Genomic DNA, 18,054 nt, shown 5'->3' with positions numbered 1-18,054 from the left:
CCGCTTAGGCGAAGCGCTCGAACCGATAGGGGCTCGGGTCGATCAACGTGGGTGACTGCGAAATCAAGTCCGCCGCCAATTGGCCCGCTGCCGGCGAGGTGCCGAAGCCATGCCCGGAAAACCCGGTCGCCAAGGTCAGGCCGGGAATGGCCGGCACCGGGCCGATCACGGGGTTTGAGTCTGGGGTGACGTCAATCGTGCCTGCCCAGGCGGAGGCGATCCGGGCCTGCTCGAACACTGGCCAAGCTGCTTTCAGGTTACGCAGGGCTTCATCGTTCAATGCCGTGTTGGCCTGTGGGTCCTGAACCCTGACGCGCTCGAAGGGCGTCACCTGCGAGGCACTCCAGCGCCGGGCCAGGGCCAGGTCCTTGAAGAAGTACTTGCCGAAGCTGATGCGCAAAAAGTCACGCTGTGCCCGCAGTTGCGGCAGGTAACGCCTGCCCAGCAGCAGGTGATCCAGGGTCAGGAATGCATCGAGCGCCCCGCGCTGGGTAATGATGTAGCCGCCATCCTTGTGTTTGCGGAAGGAAAAGTCCGGTGCGCCCACGGCAATGTCGGTCGGGCCGTCCAGCGGGTGGGTGCGCAGTACTGAACAGGTCAGCGGCAGGGTGGGCAGGTTGATATTGAGGTTGCCGAGAAACTTGCGAGACCACAAGCCGCCGGCTAGCAATACCTGGTCGCAGCGAATCTCGCCTTGCTCGGTGACAACGCCGCTGACCCTGCCAGCCGCGGTGACCAGCGTGCGCACCGCGCAGTTTTCCACGAGCACCGCGCCTTTGGCGATCGCTGCACGGGCGATGGCGCTGGCGGCCAGGGTTGGCTCGGCGCGCGCGTCCGAGGCGGTGTAGATGCCCCCGGCCCAGTCGGCACGGCCGCCGGGCACCTTGTTGGCAATCTCCTTGTTGCTGAGCAGCCGAGAGTCCAGGCCAAGGTGCTCGACGCTCTTGAGCCAGCTTTCGTGCATGCCCATCTGCGTGTCGTTGCGGCCGATGAACATGATGCCTGCTTGCCGGTAGCCGACATCGCTGCCGACCCGTTCTGGCATTTTCGCCCACAGTTGGTCGGCGGCCAGGGCCAACGGAATATCGTGCGCATGGCGGTTGGTCTTGCGCACCCAGCCCAGGTTGCGCGACGACTGCTCGCCCGCAAGGCGCCCCTTCTCCAGCAGCACCACAGGGATGTTGCGTTCGGCCAGGGTAAGGGCCGCGGTCAGGCCGATGATGCCTCCCCCGATGATCACCACGCTCGTGGCCTGAGGGTGGGTGGTAGGGGTGTGCACAGGGTCGATGATGGGGGGCATGGCTTCACTCGGCGGCAGTGTGAACGGAATGTTGCGGTTCAAGGCTGGCGGATCACTCGCCCAGGCGGATCAGCGTGACCTGCGCGCGCGAAGCCCCCCGGTACGCCGTCACTTCCAGCTCGACTTTGTAGACGGTCGAGCCCAGGGGCGGGCAGGTGACGGTGGTGGCCGGGTCGATGCCTCGGAATTTTTCGCCGATCACTTCCATGACCGTTGGCACGTCGGCCGGGTCCTGGATGAACACACGCGAGCTGATCACATCCCCCAGCCCGGCATCGACTGCCGCCAGTGCGGTTTCGATGTTGGCGAATACCTGGTGGGTCTGTTCGATCACGTCTTCAGGGATGACCTGGGTCTGCGGGTTGCGCCCGGCGGTGTTAGAGACGTGGATCCAGTTGTCCACCGCCACCAGGCGGGAATAGCTGGCCAGGTCTTCGAATTTCGAGCCGGTTTTCAGTTTGGTGATCTGCGTCATGGGGGAGCCTTTTTTGAGTGGTTGAGGAATCAGCTAAGGACAGGTTTTTCCCAGAGATTGAGCTTCACGCCGATGCCTTTCTCGAGCGCGTTGCGGTACACGACGGTGCCCCAGGCAACGTCTTCCACGGGCATGCCGCCCACCGACATGAGGATGATTTCTTCGTCGTTCAGACGGCCTGGCGCATCACCCCTGATGATCTTGCCGATGTCCTCGACCTGCGCGGCGTCCAGCTTGCCTTCGGCGATCATGTCCATGAAGCGCACGCCTACCAGCGGCACATGGTTGTGCGCAGGCTTGGGCAGTTCTTCGAACCAGGCTTGGTACAGCCCTGTGTTGTCTACTACCTTGCGCACGTCCGCACGCTCCATGCCGTCATCAATGCTGCACGGGGCAGGCATGGCCAAGAACGCACCGGGCTTGACCCACTCGCGCCGCACCAGCGGGTAAGTGCTGGGGTCGCCGACTTCGCCCGAGCTGCAGTAGCTGACCAGGTCGGCGTCACGTACCACCTCTTCCAGGGTCTGCACGACCTGGATGTGGGTGATTTGCGGGAAGGTCGCCTGGACCCAGGCAACGAAGTCATCCAGGTTCTTCTGGCCTCGGCCCTTGATCTTGATCGTATCGATCAGCGGGCACACCGCCATGAACGCGGCAACCGTGGTCTTGCCCATCACGCCCGGCCCAGCCAGGCCGATGACCTTGGCGTCCTTGCGGGCCAGGTGGCGCGCACCAACCCCGGGGATGGCGCCGGTGCGGTACGCCGACAGCAGGTTGGCCGACATGTGTGCCAGTGGGGCGCCGGTGTCGGCGTCGTTGAGGGTGAACATCAGGATCGAGCGGGGCAGGCCCTTTTCGCGGTTGGCGATATTGGAGCCGTACCATTTGGCGCCCGCGGTGCGGAAGTTGCCGCCCAGGTACGCTGGCATGGCCATCATGCGACGGTCTGCGGTCGGCTTTGGCATGTGCGGGAACGGCGATTGCTCGGGGAAGGTGATCATCGCACCGTGGGAGTCGTTGTTCGGGCCGGCCATGCGGTAGTCGCCCTGGTAGAGCAGGTCGAACATTTCTTCCATGGTATCGACACAGGCGGGCATGTCGGTCACGCCGGCGCGGATCATGTCCTGTTCGGACAGGTAGATGAAGTCAATGCGGGTATCGAGGGTCATGGCGGGTCTCGCAAGGCGGCCGTTGTCAGGTTTTGTTCTTGTGGGCGGGGGCTGTCATTCGTGGTGTCAGTTTCGCTAACGAGCGGCAGGCCGTCTTGCGTCAGCGTGCCAGGCGACTTGACCTGCCGTGCCACGGCTGAGCTTTGTGTAGGAGCAGCCTTGCGCTGCGAAGAGGCCGGTGAAGGCAGCGGAGATCTACTGTGATTTGACCGGCCTCTTCGCAGCACAAGGCTGCTCCTACAGTGGTTCATGTACTGATCTAGAACGGCACCGCAACAGTCAGCTGGCTGTAGACGTTGGTGCCGTCGCCGCCCACCTGATTGCCGCCGTTGCGCTCGTCCTTGCGGGGCTGATACAGGCCCACCAGCGGGCTGATGATCAGGTGGTCGTTGACCGCCCATTCCAGGTAAAGGTCGAGTTCCCGGGCATCGAGGTTGAGGCTGTCGCGGGTACGCACCGTGTCGAAGTCGAAATACAGCGCACCGACCGTGAGGTTTTCCAGCGGGGTCGCCTTCACGCCGACATGGTGGATGCCGGTGTTGCTGTTGAAGGGCCCGGCATAGTTGGCGGCGACTTCACCCTGGAACCAGGTGCCATAGCCACTGGACAGGCCACTGAACAGCGCGTCCCAGCCTGCCGAGTAGCGGGTGTAGCGGTAGGTCACCTGGGGTGCCCAAGGCAGGTCGGCGAAGGTATAGCCGGCCTGCAGGTACCAGGCTTTTTCCGGGCCGCCTTGCTTGTCTTGCCACGCGTATTCGAAGGCGAAACTGGCATTGTCGATGCCGGCGTTGCCTTCGCCACGCAGGCTGTAGACGTCCATGCCCTCACGCGCTTTCTGGAACGCGCTGGCCCATTGCTCGGTGACGTCGATACCGTGCACCCAGGTAAGCCCCAAGGTGCCCAGAGCATGGGTGTAGTCCAGGGTGCCGGCGGCCAGTTCGGTTTCAGCCTGCGCGCGGTTATCGGACTTCAGCCACAGCAGGCTGCCATGCAGGCCATCCTGCCCGCCCAGGCGCAGTACTGCGGTGCGGTCGAAGGCGTGACGCGCCGCCAGGTAGTAGGCGCCGCCGCGGTCCAGGTGGCCGTCGGCCACGCCGTTGCCCAGGTTCGGGCCGTCGTCGTTGATCAGGAAGCCGCTGCCCAGGTTCGGGCCGTCGTCGTTGATCAGGAAGCCGCTGCCCAGGCGGACCACCTGCCGCCCTCCAGAAAGGTCTACGCCATCCTTGCCCAGCCAGGGCAGCAGGTCGCCTGAACGCCAGCCCAGGTAGGCGTCCTCGATCTTGGTGGTGCGCTCGGAGCCATCGGTGTTGCCGGCGGCATCGCCATCGCCCCAGGTGGCGGAGCTCACCCAGTTCAAGGCGCCATAGAGGCTGCCGTTGCCTGCCAGGCCCTGGTCACCGCTCAGGCCATACTTGATGAAGCCCTCGCGCCAGGTCGAGCCACCGGCCGTGCCGTCATAATTCTTGCGGCTGTTAAACATGCCCCACACCGCGAGCATGTCGGCATTCACGTGGCTGTCGTCGTCGGCGTAGAGTTCGTAGGCCGGCGCGGCCTGGCTGGCCAGCAGCGTGGCCAGGGCCAGGGTGGACAGCCGTTGCGGTTTGAACATTGCACTTCCCTCGATTGTTCTCGGCACCTCGCAAGGCGGCCTTTGTTGTTCGGGGGCAGCCTCGTGGAGGCGAGGCGCCGTCGCGGTTGGCTGCGACGGCCTATTAGTGCGTGGATGGCTGGGTGGGGTCTTGTTCGTGGCTGCCAAGGCGCTTGCCCGCCTTGGCCAGGTACATGCAGCAGGGCGCTTCAGTAACGGATCATCACCGACTTGAGCTCGGTGAAATCATCGATGAACGCCGAGCCGAACTCGCGGCCGATGCCGGAGGCCTTGATACCGCCGAAAGGCACGGCGGGGTCGAGCAGGGTGTGCATGTTGACCCACAGCGTACCGGCCTGGATGTGCGGGACCATCCGCATGGCTTTGCCCAGGTCGTTGGTCCACAGGCTGGCGCTGAGGCCGTAGGGCGTTGCGTTCATCAGGTGCAACAGTTCGTCTTCGTCGTCGTACGGCAAGAAGGTCGCCACCGGGCCGAAGGTTTCCTGGTTGAGCAGGGTGTCGCTGGCGCCCTTGGCGAGAATCACCGTCGGCTCGACAAAGCAGCCTGGGCCATCGCCAATGTGCCCACCATGAATGATCTGGCTGCCTTCGGCGCGTGCGGTGGCGAACAATTCGGCCAGCTTCTGCTGGTGTGGCTTGTTGGCTACCGGGCCGAACTGGGTCGATTCATCCAGCGGCGAGCCGACCTTCAGCTGGCCCAGGCGTTGGCACAGTGCGTCAAGCAGTGGGTCGATGCGCGAGCGGTGGACGAAGAAGCGCTCACCGGCGGCGCAGATCTGCCCGGAATGCAGAAAGCCAGCTTCAATGATGCCGTCGACGGCTTTGTCGAGCGCTACATCGGGCAGGAACGCTACCGAGTTCTTGCCGCCCAGTTCCAGTGTCGCACGGGTCAGCTTGGCGCCCATGGCGGCTTGGCCGACGGCGATGCCGGTGGGCACGGAGCCGGTGAACGAAACCTTGTCGGTACCGGGGTGCTCGACCAGCGCCTTGCCCACCAGGCCGCCGCCGGTCAGTACGTTGAGGGCGCCCGGTGGCAGGCCGGCCTCGCTGGCCAGTTCGGCGATGCGCAGCAGCGTCAGGGGCGTGAACTCGCTGGGTTTGAGAATGATGCTGCAGCCGGTGGTCAGCGCCGAGGCCAGCTTCCAGATGGCGATCATGGTGGCGAAGTTCCACGGCACGATGCCCACCACCACGCCGATCGGTTCGCGCAGGGTGAAGGCGCTGTAGCGCTCACCGGCGAACGAGGGCAGGGACGGGGTGATGGTTTGGCCGGTGATCTTGGTGGCCCAGCCTGCGTAGTAGCGCAAGAAATGCGCGGCCTGCTCTACCTCGAACGCGCGCGCGATGCCGATCAGCTTGCCCGACTGCAAGGTCTCTAGCTGGGCCAATTCTTCGCGGTTGGCTTCCAGCAGGTCGGCCAGCTTGAACAGCACGCCGGCGCGGGCGGCCGGGCTGGTGCACGACCAGGTGCTGAAGCCTTGGCGCGCCGAGCTCACGGCATGGTCAATGTCGGCCTGGTTGGCATCGGCAATGCGCGCGAGGGTTTCGCCATTGGCCGGGTTGACCACGGCAAGGGTCGAGGCGGATTGGCTGGCGATGGAGTGGCCGTGAATGAACACGCCATGTTGGCGGGCCAAGAATGCCGTGACCGCGGGAAGAAGGGTAATGTCGCTCATGCTGGCTCCTGAGGCAGAGGAACGCGGCCTGACCGGCCGCCAAAGCGTCGAGCATAGTGAACGGGCCCGGTGCTGATCTTGCATCTCCCTGACGGCGGCATGACGCTGCCTGCCAGGCATGCAGGTGCTGGCAGGCAGCAACAAGGGCCACGGCAGCCATGGGCAAGACGCCCCGCCGGCTGCGGCGCACAGTGATGACGCAGGGAGGCAAACAACAGCCGTGCGTGCAGGTTCACTTGCCGCGTTCAACGCCACAAAAACAAGCCGGGGCATAACGATGTCACTCAACAATAAGCTCACCGAGCATCTCAACCGGGGCAGTGTCGGTTTTCCTACGGCGCTGGCCAGCACCGTCGGGCTGATCATGGCCAGCCCGGTGATCCTCACCGCGACCATGGGGTTTGGCATTGGTGGCAGTGCCTTCGCCTTGGCCATGGTCATCGCGGCATTGATGATGCTGGCGCAGTCGACCACCTTTGCCGAAGCGGCCTCGATCTTGCCAACCACAGGGTCGGTCTATGACTACATCAACTGCGGCATGGGCCGCTTCTTCGCCATCACCGGCACGTTGTCGGCCTACCTGATCGTGCACGTGTTCGCCGGTACTGCCGAAACCATCCTGTCGGGGGTCATGGCGCTGGTGAACTTCGAGCACCTCAACACCCTGGCTGAGTCGGCGGGCGGTTCGTGGCTGCTGGGTGTCTGCTTCGTGTTGGCGTTCGCCGTGCTCAATGCCTTCGGGGTCAGTGCGTTCAGCCGGGCCGAAGTGATCCTGACCTTCGGCATGTGGACCACGCTGATGGTGTTCGGCGTGCTGGGCCTGATCGCCGCACCGGCGGTGGAGCTGGAAGGGCCGTTCGGGGCGTCGCTGGTCGGCACCGACCTGATGACCATCCTCTCGCTGATCGGCATGGCCATGTTCATGTTCGTCGGCTGTGAGTTCGTCACGCCGCTGGCGCCGGAGCTGCGCCGTTCGGCCTGGGTGTTGCCGCGGGCCATGGCGCTGGGCCTGTTTGGTGTGGCCAGCTGCATGTTCATCTATGGCGCAGCCATGAAGCGCCAGGTGGAAAACGTCGTGCTCGATGCCGCCAGCGGCGTGCACTTGCTCGACACGCCCATGGCCATCCCGCGTTTCGCTGAACAGGTGATGGGCGATATCGGCCCGGTGTGGCTGGGGATCGGCTTTTTGTTTGCCGGCGCCGCCACCATCAACACCTTGATGGCCGGGGTGCCTCGCATCCTGTACGGCATGGCGGTGGACGGCGCGCTGCCCAAGGCCTTCGCCTACCTGCACCCGCGGTTCAAGACGCCCTTGCTGTGCATTCTCGTGGTTGCCCTGATCCCTTGCCTGCACGCCTGGTACCTGGGCGGCAACCCGGACAACATCCTGCACCTGGTGCTGGCGGCAGTGTGTGCCTGGAGCACGGCATACCTGCTGGTGACGCTGTCGGTGGTGATCCTGCGCATCCGCCGGCCCGATCTGCCACGGGCCTACCGCTCGCCACTGTTTCCGCTGCCGCAGATCATTTCCAGTGGCGGTATCGTCATTGGCATGGCGTTCATCACCCCACCAGGCATGAACCCGGCCGACATCTATGTGCCGTTCGCCATCATGCTGGCCGGCACCGCCACCTATGCGCTGTTCTGGACGCTGTGCGTGCAGAAGGTCAACCCGTTCAAGCCGGCGCGGGTCGAGGATGTGCTGGAAAAAGAATTTGCGGCAGAGCCGGGCCATGCAGTGGAGCACCTGCACCATGATCAGACGTTTGCGTGATCGCCTGCTGGCGCCGCGTGCCCCGGCCGGCTACCGGCCCGGGGCCACGCTGGGGCTGCTGTCCCGTAACCTGGGGCAGGTGCACATGCAGTTGCTGGAACCCGCCCGCGGGGTGATCGACAACCCGGCGCTGGGCTGTCGTGCCGAGGTACGTGAGTGTGTCGAGGCACACTTGCTGATGCATGTGGTCACCTGCGAATTCCGCCTGTGCCTGCCTGCCCTGCAAGGGGGCGGGGTAACGCTTGAAATGCGTCATGCGGGTGCAATCCTTCGTACTGGCCTGGCGTGCGTGTACCGCAGTGGCGACAAGGCGCGTTTCACCCAGGTACGTGAGCAACTGCTGAACAATGCGCAACTGACCGCCGCCCTGATGCCGCTGGATTTCAAGCGACTGACCCTGGAATGCCGCGATGGCCACTGGTGGCTGACCTTGGAACACATGGGCGGCAGCGAAGTGGTCAGCCGCATGCCAGCGTTTCGTCGCTACATTCAGATCAGTCCGCCGCAACGCGCGCACCTGATGGCCTGCCTCGGCCTGTTCGGGCAATCGCTGCCGCGTCTCTAAGCTTTTTTTGGCACGTGCCTTGCTCAAGCTTCAGACGAGAGATCACAGTTGTGCGGTCATTGATAACATGTTAACAATGGCTGCATAACAACAAATTCTGCGTCGAGGGCATCCATGCACACTCAACAACCCAACCGTCAGGGGCTGGAACGCTGGACCACGGCTATGCAGCAGATCTGCGGCCGTTTCGAGACCGAGTTGGCCTCCAACCCGGCGTTGTTCATCGGCGAAGTGTCGACGTTCTCCCGCGCGGGGTTACCACTGGCCAATCTGCGCACCAATGCCGGCAACATCCGCCGCCTGGGCGACAACCCGACCCTCGACGATGACCAGCATTGCTTCCTGGTCAGCCAGCGCATGGGCTACTCGACGGTGGCGCAGGGTGGCATGCAGGTCAGCCTGGCGCCGGGCGAGTTGCTGCTGATGGACTCTGTCGGGCGTTGCGAGATCACCCCCAGTGGGTTGATCGAGCATGTTTCGCTGGCCCTTTCCCGCGAGCAGGTGCGCAAGCATGTGCAAGGCAGCGGTGGGATGTTCGGCAAGATTTCCTCATCCAATGCCTGCGGGCGCATGCTGCATGTTTTGATGGACCAACTGTGCAAGGACGACCATGCCAGTGGCGATGGTGCGCAAGGCGATGCGTTGCAGACGGCATTCATTGCATTGCTGGAGCCCGGTTTCGAGCGCAATGGCGACTCGCCGCACACCCTTGGCCCGCTCAGTGGTGCCAACCTGCGCAGCTATGTGCAGCAGGTGATTGACGAGTCCCTGTCACAGCCCGGGCTGACACCGGCCAACCTGGCCGGCCGGCTGAACATTTCGGTTCGGCATTTGTACCGCCTGTTCGAGGAGGAGGGCGACAGCGTCTGCCGCTACATCCAGCGTGCGCGCCTGAAGCGCAGCGCGGACGACCTGGCCAACCCGTTCTTCAAGCGCGAGTCGATCACCTCGATCGCCTACAAGTGGGGCTTTACCGACTCGGCGCATTTCAGCCGCTCGTTCAAAAAGCAGTTCGAGCAATCGCCCAAGGACTTCCGCGCCCAGGCCATGGCCTGACACGCGCTTACCGCGACCTGGGTAGGAGCAGCCTTGTGCTGCGAAGAGGCCGGTGAAAGCAGTGAAAGTTCACTGTGTTTTCACCGGCCTCTTCGCCGCACAAGGCTGCTCCTACCCAGGTCGTGTCAATCCGGGGGCAAACCTCAGGCCACTGCCAGGTAATGCTTGACGAACGATTCGCTCAGCACCTCCCACAGCACCGGCGTACCTTTGCTGACGAACCAGGCATCACCGGCCTTGAAGCGGGTGACTTGCCCCGTGGATTCATCGGTCAGCTGGATTTCGCCGGTGACGATCACCGCCTGCTCGTCGAACGGGTAGACCATGCGGAACTTGCCACGCGTGGTGCCGAAGTAGGCGCTGCTGACTGGGTCAGTCGGCGCGCCGTGGGTCATCTTGCCGAAGGCGTTGACGTCGCCTTCGAGAATATCCGAGCCCAAGTCAGCAACGCTGCCCCACGGGTCGAGTTCGGACAGTTGGACGCCTTGTTTGGCGGCGGTGAGGGTCATGGCAGTGCTCCAGTGATGAGAGGGAAAGGTTTAACGGCGGCCGTTGAAATAGCCCGACAGCTGGTGCGCGGCCTTACCGGCGGTGAGCAGCAGCGGGCGGAAATGGTCTTTGCCAAGGATTCGCGCATGCTTGACCGAGCTGAGCAGGCCATAGCGTGCGGACCCTTCGTGCATGCCTTCGGCGAGGATCTTGCAAATGATGTGGCTAGGCGTCACGCCAAAGCCTGAATAGCCCTGCACATAGAACGCATTGGGGCGGTTGCTCAGCGTGCCGATCTGCGGGAACAGGTTGGCGCTGGTGGCCATCGGGCCGCCCCAGGCCAGGTCGATGCGCACGTCCTTGAGGTACGGAAAGATCTTCAGCATCAGTGCACGGTTCCACGCCTTGAGGTCCAGCGGGATATGCTCGATGCAGGACGTGGCTGCGCCGAACAGCAGGCGGTTATCGCGGGTGACCCGGTAGTAGTCGATCACCGGTCGGATATCGCTGTAGGCACCGCGGATCGGGCTGATGCGGTCGATCAGCGCCTCCGGCAGAGGCTCGGTCATCATCTGGAAGGCGTAGGTGTTGATGGTGCGGCTGTGCAGTTCGGGCTCCAGCTTGTTGAGGAAGCTGTCGCAGGCCCACAGCAGCTTGCTGGCGCGCACCGAGCCGCGCCCGGTACGCACCTTGATACGCTCACCGTAGGTCACCTCCAGCGCCGGGCTGTGCTCGAAGATGCGCGCACCGTGGCCGACCAGGGCCTGGGCTTCGCCGAGCAGCAGGTTGAGCGAATGCACGTGGCCACCGCCCATGTGCAGCAGGGCGCTGCTGTAGGCGTCGCTGCCGATGATCTGCCGCACTTCCGAGCCGCCCAGAAAACGGATTTCGTCATGTGCGTTGATGGCCTTGAATTGCTTTTCCCAGGCGCGCAGGGTCTTTTCCTGGCGGCTGTTGAAGCCCATGTAGCCATAGCCGTGGCAGAAGTCGGCGTCGATGTCGTAGCGGGCGATGCGTGCCTTGATGATGCCGGCGCCCAGTTCGCTGATCGCGAAGATCTCCTGCAGGCCCTTGTCGCCGACACTGCGCCGGATCTTCTCAAGGTCATGGCCGATGCCCGCCATGATCTGCCCGCCGTTGCGCCCGGTGCCGCCGTAACCCAGGTAGCGCGCTTCGAGCACGACGATGTTGGTCACGCCTTTTTCCGCCAGCTCCAGCGCGGTGTTGATGCCGGAAAAGCCGCCCCCGATGACCACGACATCGGCGTCGATGTCACATTCCAGCGTGGGGAAGTTCAGGTTGTACTTTTTGGTCGCGGAGTAATAGGTCGGGCTCTCGAGGGTGATCATGACGCCGCCTGCTGTATAGAAGTGTGATAGGGCCGTTTGGCAAGCGCTCTGGCACATGAGGCCATTGAGCGCTTGAACATTGGCGGGTGTCTTGTCCTTGCCTGCCAGCGAGTGTAACCAGCCTGCCAGTGCCACTGGCAGCGGTTGCACAGGGCTGCCAGCGGCTGATTGGTTAATGTATTAATGAGCCCGTGCTGGCATACTGGCCTGCTCGCCACTTTCCATGATGCTCGGGCACGCATGACCACACCAAGACCCTCTCTGACCCTTACCCTGCTGCAGGCTCGCGAAGCCACGATGGCGTTTTTTCGGCCGGCATTGAATGCCCATGATCTGACCGAACAGCAGTGGCGGGTGATTCGTATCCTGCACCAGCAAGGCGAGCTGGAAAGCCATCAGCTTGCCGAGCTTGCCTGCATCCTCAAGCCCAGCATGAGTGGTGTGCTCAAGCGGCTCGAGCGCGATGGGGTCGTCGCCCGGCGCAAGTCGCCAGAAGATCAGCGCCGGGTGTTCATCAGCCTGACCGACAAGGGGCAGCAGGCGTTCATGGCCATGAGCGAGGAAATGGCCCGCAACTATGAACGGATCCTCAGCCAGTTCGGCGAAGACAAACTGCAGCAACTGATGCAGCTGCTCAACGAAATGAAAAAGATCAAACCGTGACCCGCCAGAGCCCACCGCACCTCGGTTGATCAACACCATGGAAAGTGCAATTTTCCCGCCGTAACGTGCATTTCGAGGCGCACTCGCACCTCACATACTGAACGCGTCTTTACCGACTTGCCGGCTGTGCCATAGCACCGTAACGCCTGCGCCACAGGGCGTGCGCAGCCGCAGCTGACTCTCCAATAATAAAGAGACCGTTCATGAAAAAGCCAAATCCCCTGCTGGAAGACCTCAAGTCGATCCTGCCGACAATTGCTGCGAATGCGGTGCGTGCAGAGCAAGATCGCAGTGTCCCGGCAGAGAATATCGCGCTGCTCAAGAGCATCGGCATGCACCGTGCCTTTTTGCCTAAACACTATGGCGGCATGGAGATCTCGCTGCCGCAGTTTGCCCAGTGCATCGCCTTGCTGGCAGGCGCCTGCGCCAGCACCGCGTGGGCCATGAGCCTGCTGTGCACCCACAGCCATCAGATGGCGATGTTCTCGCCCACGCTGCAGCAGGAGGTCTGGCAAACCAACCCGGATGCCACGGCCAGCAGCAGCATCGCGCCCTTTGGCCGTACCGAGGAAGTCGAAGGCGGCGTGACCTTCAGCGGCGAAATGGGCTGGAGTTCCGGCTGTGACCATGCCGAGTGGGCGATCATGGGGTTCCGCCGCAAGAATGCCGAAGGTACGCAGGACTACTGCTTTGCCGTTCTGCCGCGCAGCGACTACGAAATCCGTGATGACTGGTATGCCGTGGGCATGCGCGGCAGCGGCAGCAAGACCTTGATCGTGCGTGACGCCTTCGTGCCGGAGCACCGCATCCAGAAGGCCAAGGACATGATGGAAGGCAAGTCGGCAGGCTTTGGTCTGTACCCAGACAGCAAGATCTTCTTCGCCCCGTACCGCCCGTATTTCGCCAGTGGTTTTTCCACCGTCAGCCTCGGTGTCGCCGAGCGCATGCTGGAGGTGTTCCGCGAGAAAACCCGCAACCGCGTACGTGCCTACACCGGCGCCGCTGTGGGGGCTGCAACCCCTGCGCTGATGCGCCTGGCCGAGTCCACCCATCAAGTGGCCGCCGCCCGTGCCCTGCTGGAAAAAAGCTGGGATGAAATCGCCGAGTACAGCGAGCGCCACGAATACCCCACACGCGCCACGCTGGCGTTCTGGCGGACCAACCAGGGTTATGCCGTGAAGATGTGTATCCAGGCGGTAGACCGGCTGATGGAAGCGTCCGGCGGCGGCGCCTGGTTTGAAAGCAACGAGATGCAGCGGCTGTTCCGTGATGCGCACCTGACCGGTGCCCACGCCTACACCGACTATGACGTTTGCGCGCAGATCCTCGGCCGCGAGCTGATGGGCCTGGAGCCTGATCCGGCGATGGTCTGACCCGCGCGCGGGTCAATTCCCCTTACAACCACAACAACAAACAGGGCAGGCCGCTGGCCTGTTCGGGAGTCTTGCATGTCCACTGAAAACACCACGGCCTTCGATAGCCGAGCCTTCCGCCGCGCGCTGGGCAACTTCGCCACCGGCGTCACCGTAGTCACCGCCGCTGGCGCCAGCGGGCGCAAGGTCGGCGTCACCGCCAACAGCTTCAACTCGGTCTCGCTGGAGCCTGCGTTGATCCTGTGGAGCATCGACAAACGCTCCACCAGCCATGAAGTATTCGAAGAAGCGTCGCACTTTGCCGTGAACATTCTGGCGGCGGACCAGATTGAGCTGTCCAACAACTTCGCGCGGCCCAAGGACGATCGGTTCGCAGGCATCGATTACCAGCAAGGGGCGGGGGGCGCACCGCTGTTGGCTGACTGCTCGGCGCGCTTCCAGTGTGAGAAGTTTCAGCAATTGGACGGCGGCGACCACTGGATTCTGGTGGGCAAGGTGGTGGCGTTCGATGACTTCGGCCGCTCGCCGTTGCTGTACCACCAAGGCGCCTATTCGATGGTGCTGCCCCACACGCGCATGACCCAGCGTGCAGAGGGCCAAGCGCCGAGCAGCCACTTCCAGGGCCGCCTGCAGCACAACCTGTACTACCTGATGACCCAGGCGTTGCGTGCCTACCAGGGTGATTACCAGCCACGTCAACTGAGCACCGGGTTGCGTACCAGTGAGGCGCGCATGTTGATGGTGCTGGAGAACGATGCCGGGCTCAGCCTCAACGACCTGCAGCGCGAAGTGGCGATGCCTGCGCGTGAGATCGAGGAAGCGGTTGCCAACCTCAAGCGCAAGGGCCTGATTGCTGACGATGAGGGGCGGGTGCGGCTTTCGGTGAAAGGTGTGGATGAGACCGAGGCGCTGTGGACCATTGCCAGGGAGCAGCAGGACAAGGTGTTTGGGCAGTTCAGTGAAGAGCAGCTGGATACCTTCAAGACGGTGTTGAAGGCGATCATTCAGATGTGAGCTGTTGATAACCAGGGGCCGCTTTGCGGCCCATCGCCCCAGGGATCACGCGGTCCCTGAGCGAGCTTGCTCGCGAAAGGGCTGCAAAGCAGCCCCATTGCTGTTCAGTAAACCCCGCCCCCGTCACTCACCGACGCCGACGTACCTTTGAACTTCCCCGCCAGATCCTGCAGCCCACGCATCAGCACCGTGGTATCCACCCCCACCGCCACAAACGCCGCGCCCAAGGCGATGTAGCGCCGCGCCAGCGTCTCGTCCGCACTGAGAATACCCGCCGCTTTGCCCGCCTTGCCGATGCGCACGATCGCGTCCTCGATGGCTGCCTGCACCTCAGGGTGCCCAGGGTTGCCGCGGTGGCCCATGGCGGCGCTCAGGTCGGCCGGGCCGATGAACACGCCATCGACCCCCTCGACCGCAACGATCTCATCCAGGTTGGCCAGCCCTTGTTTGTTCTCGATCTGCACCAGTAAGCACATCTGCGCGTCGGCTTGGTCGAGGTAACCCGGGATGCTGTTCCAGCGCGACGCCCGCGCCAGAGCGCTGCCCACGCCGCGTATACCCTTGGGCGGGTACTGCATGGCCTGCACCAGCTGGCGTGCTTGCGCGGCGGTTTCCACCATGGGTACCAGCAGGGTCTGCGCGCCGATATCCAGCACTTGCTTGATCAACGCTGTATCACCAATGACCGGGCGAATTACCGCCTGGCTCGGGTAGGGCGCCACCGCCTGCAACTGCGCGAGCATGCCGCGCAGGTCGTTCGGCGCGTGCTCGCCGTCAATCAGCAACCAGTCGAAGCCGGCATTGGCCGCCAGCTCCGCGCAGTATGCATCGGCCAGGCCGAGCCACAGGCCGATCTGCGGCTCGCCACTGCGCAGGCGTTGTTTGAAGCGGTTGACGGGCATGTCCATGGGCAAGTCCTCAAACGAAACGGCAGGCAATCGAGCCGAGCAGGTCATAGTCGACGTGGAAGGTGTCGCCAGACCGTGCGGCTACTGGGCGAGTGAAGGAGCCGCCGAGGATGATCTGGCCCGGCTGCAGGGTGACGTCGTACGCGGCCAGCTTGTTGGCCAGCCAAGCGACACCCTTGGCCGGGTGGTTGAGCACCGCGGCGCTTACCCCGGACTCTTCGATCACACCGTTGCGGTAAAGCACGGCCGGCACCTTGCGCAGGTCGATCTCGGTGGGCCGTACCGCGCGCCCGCCCATGACCACGCCGGCGTTGGCGGCGTTGTCGGAGATGGTGTCGAACACTTTGCGCGTGGCCTGGGTCTGGGGGTCGACCTGTTGAATGCGCGCGTCGATGATTTCCAGCGCCGGGATGACCCACTCGGTGGCGTCCAACACGTCGAACACCGTCACATTCGGGCCCTTGAGCGGCTTGCCGAGAATGAAAGCCAGCTCGACCTCGACGCGCGGCACGATGAAACGCTCAAACGGAATGTCGCTGCCTTCATCGAACAGCATGTCGTCCAGCAGCGCGCCGTAGTCAGGCTCGGTAATGTTCGACGAAACCTGCATGGCGCGGGAGGTCAGGCCGATCTTGTGGCCGACCAGCTTGCGCCCGGCGGCGAGCTTCTTGGCCACCCAGGCACGCTGGATGGCGTAGGCATCTTCGATAGTGATGGCAGGCTGGTCGAGTGAGAACTGGCGCACCTGTTCGCGCGAGCGCTCGGCCTGGTCGAGCCGCTCGGCGGCCTGTTGGATGAATGCGTTATCGAGCATGGTTGAAGTCTCAAGGTTCAAGGGTTGACGATGGCGGCGCGAGTACGCAGCACCAGCAGGCCACCGAGGGTGATAAACGCAGCCAGCACATACAGCGCGAGGCTGGCGCTTTGCGTGGTGTCGCGGACCCAGCCGATGAAATAGGGCGTGGCGAACGAGGCAATGCTGCCCAGCGAGCTGATCAGGGCGATGCCGGCAGCCTGTGTGCGGTCATTGAGAAACGCCGTAGGCAGTTGCCAGAACATCGGCAGGGCTGCGCTTGCCCCCATGCCTGCCAGCACCAGGCCGGCCAATACGGGCAGTGCCTGGTTGGGCGCGAGGGCAGCGATCGCGATACCCGCCGCGGCCATCAGCAGGGGGATGGACAGGTGCCAACGGCGCTCGCGGTGGCGGTCGGACGAGCGTCCGCAGGCCAGCATGAACACGCAGCCGGCCAAGTACGGCACCGCGCTGAGCAGGCCGACACTGGCGTCGCTGCCGATGCCGGCGGTGTGGATCAGGCTGGGCATCCAGAACGCCAGCGTGTTCACCGCCAGCATGACCGCGCAGTACACCGCCACCAGCAGCCATACGGCAGGGCTGGCGAGGATACCGGCGAACGAGGTGACCGGCTTGCGCTGTTCTTCCTGGCCGAACTGGGCGCGCAGGGCGGCTTTTTGCTGGGCGTCGAGCCAGGCCACCTGTTCGAAACGCTCGGGCAGGACCGCCAGCACCACCAGGCCGAGCAGGATCACCGGGGCGCCTTCGATCAGGAACATCCACTGCCAGCCACGCAGGCCCGCAGCGTCATGCATGAACGCCAAAATGCTGCCCGAGAGCGGCCCGCCGACCACGCCTGCCAGCGGCACGGCAATGGCGAACAATGCCGTGACCTGGGCACGGCGGCCCGCGGGGTACCAGCGGTTGAGGTACACCAGAATGCCTGGGAAAAACCCGGCTTCCGCTGCGCCCAGGGCAAACCGCAGCAGGTAGAACGCGCTGCTGCTCTCGATCAGCAGCATGCAGGTCGACAGGGTGCCCCACACCACCATCAGGCTGGCGATCCAGCGGCGCGGGCCGACGCGGTCGAGCATCAGGTTGCTGGGTACGCCAAACAACGCATAGGCGATGAAAAACAGCCCGGCGCCCAGCCCGTAGACCGTGTCGGACAGATGTAGGTCCTGGCTCATCTGCATCTTGGCGAAGCCGATGTTGATGCGGTCCAGGTGGGCGAACAGGTAACACACCAACAGCAACGGCATCAGCCGCCAGGTGACGGTCCGGTGTGTGCTGTCGAGGAGTGTGGCTTGCGCCGTGCTGCGCGAGGCGTGCTCGAGTGTGCTCATATTTGTTGTACTTGTTGTGTGATGAGACGGTGAAAGGTGTCGGCCGTTGGCTCAGGCCGGTTTGTTGAACAGCGGGTGCAGGGTGCTGTGCTTGGCGTCGTAGACCTGCGCGTTGCTCTCGTCGATCTGCAGGGTGATGCCGATGGGGCGCTGCTGGAGCAGCGCGTCCAGGTGCTGCTTGAGCACGTGCAACAGGCTGTCGCCGACTGTTTTGTGAACCTCCGCGGAGCGGCCGTTGGCCATCCGCAGGTTGGCGTACAAAAAGCCATAGTCGCCGTTGCCATCCGCCACTGCGCAGTGCGCGGCGGGGTAGGCCAACACGCGGGTGCCGCCGGTGGGGAACACGGCCTTGCCGGCGGCATCGCGCTGTTCGAGCATGGTGTTGGCCAGGGCACGGCAAAGGCCCGGGATGTCGGCGTCTGTTTCCAGGTCGGGGGTGTAGAGCAGAACCAGGTGTGGCATGAAGGGCATCCTCTTGGCAGAAACGCCTGGCCG

The 18,054-nt window shown here is 63.7% G+C and carries 17 protein-coding genes; 6 read left to right on the top strand and 11 right to left on the bottom strand.

The features are described from left to right. Nucleotides 1–4: 4 nt before the first annotated feature. The 5 genes from HU750_RS12605 to HU750_RS12585 all read right to left on the bottom strand — a co-directional run bounded on the left by HU750_RS12605 (nt 5) and on the right by HU750_RS12585 (nt 6,229). Nucleotides 5–1,300, bottom strand: coding sequence for an NAD(P)/FAD-dependent oxidoreductase (locus HU750_RS12605; RefSeq protein WP_186680025.1), 1,296 nt, complete (start codon nt 1,298–1,300; stop codon nt 5–7). Nucleotides 1,301–1,352: 52 nt separating this feature from the next. After that, entirely contained in the window at nt 1,353–1,775 is a 423-nt protein-coding gene (locus tag HU750_RS12600) for a RidA family protein (protein WP_099428869.1), read from the bottom strand. A 29-nt stretch (nt 1,776–1,804) separates the two neighbouring features. Beyond that, nucleotides 1,805–2,944, bottom strand: a complete 1,140-nt coding sequence (locus HU750_RS12595) for an ornithine cyclodeaminase family protein (protein ID WP_099454650.1) — start codon at nt 2,942–2,944, stop codon at nt 1,805–1,807. Between the two features lie 259 nt (nt 2,945–3,203). Further along, a complete protein-coding gene (locus HU750_RS12590) occupies nt 3,204–4,553 on the bottom strand; it encodes an alginate export family protein (RefSeq protein WP_186680022.1) in 1,350 nt (449 codons plus the stop codon). Between the two features lie 188 nt (nt 4,554–4,741). Then, nucleotides 4,742–6,229: an aldehyde dehydrogenase family protein gene (locus tag HU750_RS12585; RefSeq protein ID WP_186680020.1), complete on the bottom strand. Its 1,488-nt coding sequence runs from the start codon at nt 6,227–6,229 to the stop codon at nt 4,742–4,744. 277 nt (nt 6,230–6,506) lie between these two features. Here HU750_RS12585 and HU750_RS12580 point away from each other — a divergent pair, with 277 nt between their 5' ends. The 3 genes from HU750_RS12580 (at nt 6,507) to feaR (ending at nt 9,624) form a co-directional block, all read left to right on the top strand. Then, nucleotides 6,507–8,003 carry an APC family permease gene (locus HU750_RS12580; protein WP_027596117.1) on the top strand — a complete coding sequence of 499 codons (1,497 nt, stop codon included), beginning with the start codon at nt 6,507–6,509 and terminating at the stop codon, nt 8,001–8,003. Continuing rightward, nucleotides 7,984–8,568, top strand: coding sequence for a DUF3156 family protein (locus HU750_RS12575; RefSeq protein WP_186680018.1), 585 nt, complete (start codon nt 7,984–7,986; stop codon nt 8,566–8,568). The genes HU750_RS12580 and HU750_RS12575 overlap by 20 nt, the downstream gene beginning before the upstream one ends. A gap of 114 nt (nt 8,569–8,682) precedes the next feature. After that, nucleotides 8,683–9,624 (top strand): transcriptional regulator FeaR, encoded by a 942-nt coding sequence (gene feaR, locus HU750_RS12570; RefSeq protein WP_186680016.1) that lies wholly within the window; start codon nt 8,683–8,685, stop codon nt 9,622–9,624. Between the two features lie 143 nt (nt 9,625–9,767). On the opposite strand, the gene HU750_RS12565 is transcribed toward feaR, so the two are convergent. Then, nucleotides 9,768–10,133: a cupin domain-containing protein gene (locus HU750_RS12565; RefSeq protein ID WP_186680014.1), complete on the bottom strand. Its 366-nt coding sequence runs from the start codon at nt 10,131–10,133 to the stop codon at nt 9,768–9,770. Between the two features lie 30 nt (nt 10,134–10,163). Beyond that, entirely contained in the window at nt 10,164–11,462 is a 1,299-nt protein-coding gene (locus HU750_RS12560) for an NAD(P)/FAD-dependent oxidoreductase (RefSeq protein ID WP_186680011.1), read from the bottom strand. 240 nt (nt 11,463–11,702) lie between these two features. On the opposite strand from HU750_RS12560, the gene hpaR reads away from it, so the two are divergent. The 3 genes from hpaR (at nt 11,703) to HU750_RS12545 (ending at nt 14,512) form a co-directional block, all read left to right on the top strand. Next, on the top strand, nt 11,703–12,125 hold the full coding sequence (gene hpaR, locus HU750_RS12555; protein WP_085273095.1) for a homoprotocatechuate degradation operon regulator HpaR: 423 nt from the start codon (nt 11,703–11,705) through the stop codon (nt 12,123–12,125). A gap of 203 nt (nt 12,126–12,328) precedes the next feature. Beyond that, nucleotides 12,329–13,498, top strand: coding sequence for a p-hydroxyphenylacetate 3-hydroxylase oxygenase component (locus tag HU750_RS12550; protein ID WP_027596123.1), 1,170 nt, complete (start codon nt 12,329–12,331; stop codon nt 13,496–13,498). Between the two features lie 75 nt (nt 13,499–13,573). After that, nucleotides 13,574–14,512, top strand: coding sequence for a p-hydroxyphenylacetate 3-hydroxylase reductase component (locus tag HU750_RS12545; protein WP_027596124.1), 939 nt, complete (start codon nt 13,574–13,576; stop codon nt 14,510–14,512). A gap of 104 nt (nt 14,513–14,616) precedes the next feature. Here the strand turns inward: HU750_RS12545 and hpaI are convergent, their stop codons facing one another. The 4 genes from hpaI to HU750_RS12525 are packed head-to-tail and all read right to left on the bottom strand — an operon-like array spanning nt 14,617 to nt 18,021. Next, nucleotides 14,617–15,420: a 4-hydroxy-2-oxoheptanedioate aldolase gene (hpaI, locus tag HU750_RS12540; RefSeq protein ID WP_027596125.1), complete on the bottom strand. Its 804-nt coding sequence runs from the start codon at nt 15,418–15,420 to the stop codon at nt 14,617–14,619. A 10-nt stretch (nt 15,421–15,430) separates the two neighbouring features. Beyond that, on the bottom strand, nt 15,431–16,234 hold the full coding sequence (gene hpaH, locus HU750_RS12535) for a 2-oxo-hept-4-ene-1,7-dioate hydratase (protein ID WP_186680010.1): 804 nt from the start codon (nt 16,232–16,234) through the stop codon (nt 15,431–15,433). A gap of 17 nt (nt 16,235–16,251) precedes the next feature. Then, complete coding sequence (locus tag HU750_RS12530; RefSeq protein ID WP_186680006.1) at nt 16,252–17,559, bottom strand: MFS transporter; 1,308 nt, start codon at nt 17,557–17,559, stop codon at nt 16,252–16,254. A 51-nt stretch (nt 17,560–17,610) separates the two neighbouring features. Continuing rightward, entirely contained in the window at nt 17,611–18,021 is a 411-nt protein-coding gene (locus HU750_RS12525) for a 5-carboxymethyl-2-hydroxymuconate isomerase (protein ID WP_186680005.1), read from the bottom strand. Nucleotides 18,022–18,054: the final 33 nt, after the last annotated feature.

This window comes from Pseudomonas sp. SWRI50 (genome assembly GCF_014269095.1).
Taxonomy (GTDB): Bacteria; Pseudomonadota; Gammaproteobacteria; order Pseudomonadales; family Pseudomonadaceae; genus Aquipseudomonas; species Aquipseudomonas kermanshahensis.
Note: the sequence above shows the minus strand (reverse complement) of the source record. Positions and strands in the feature narration are given on the sequence as shown.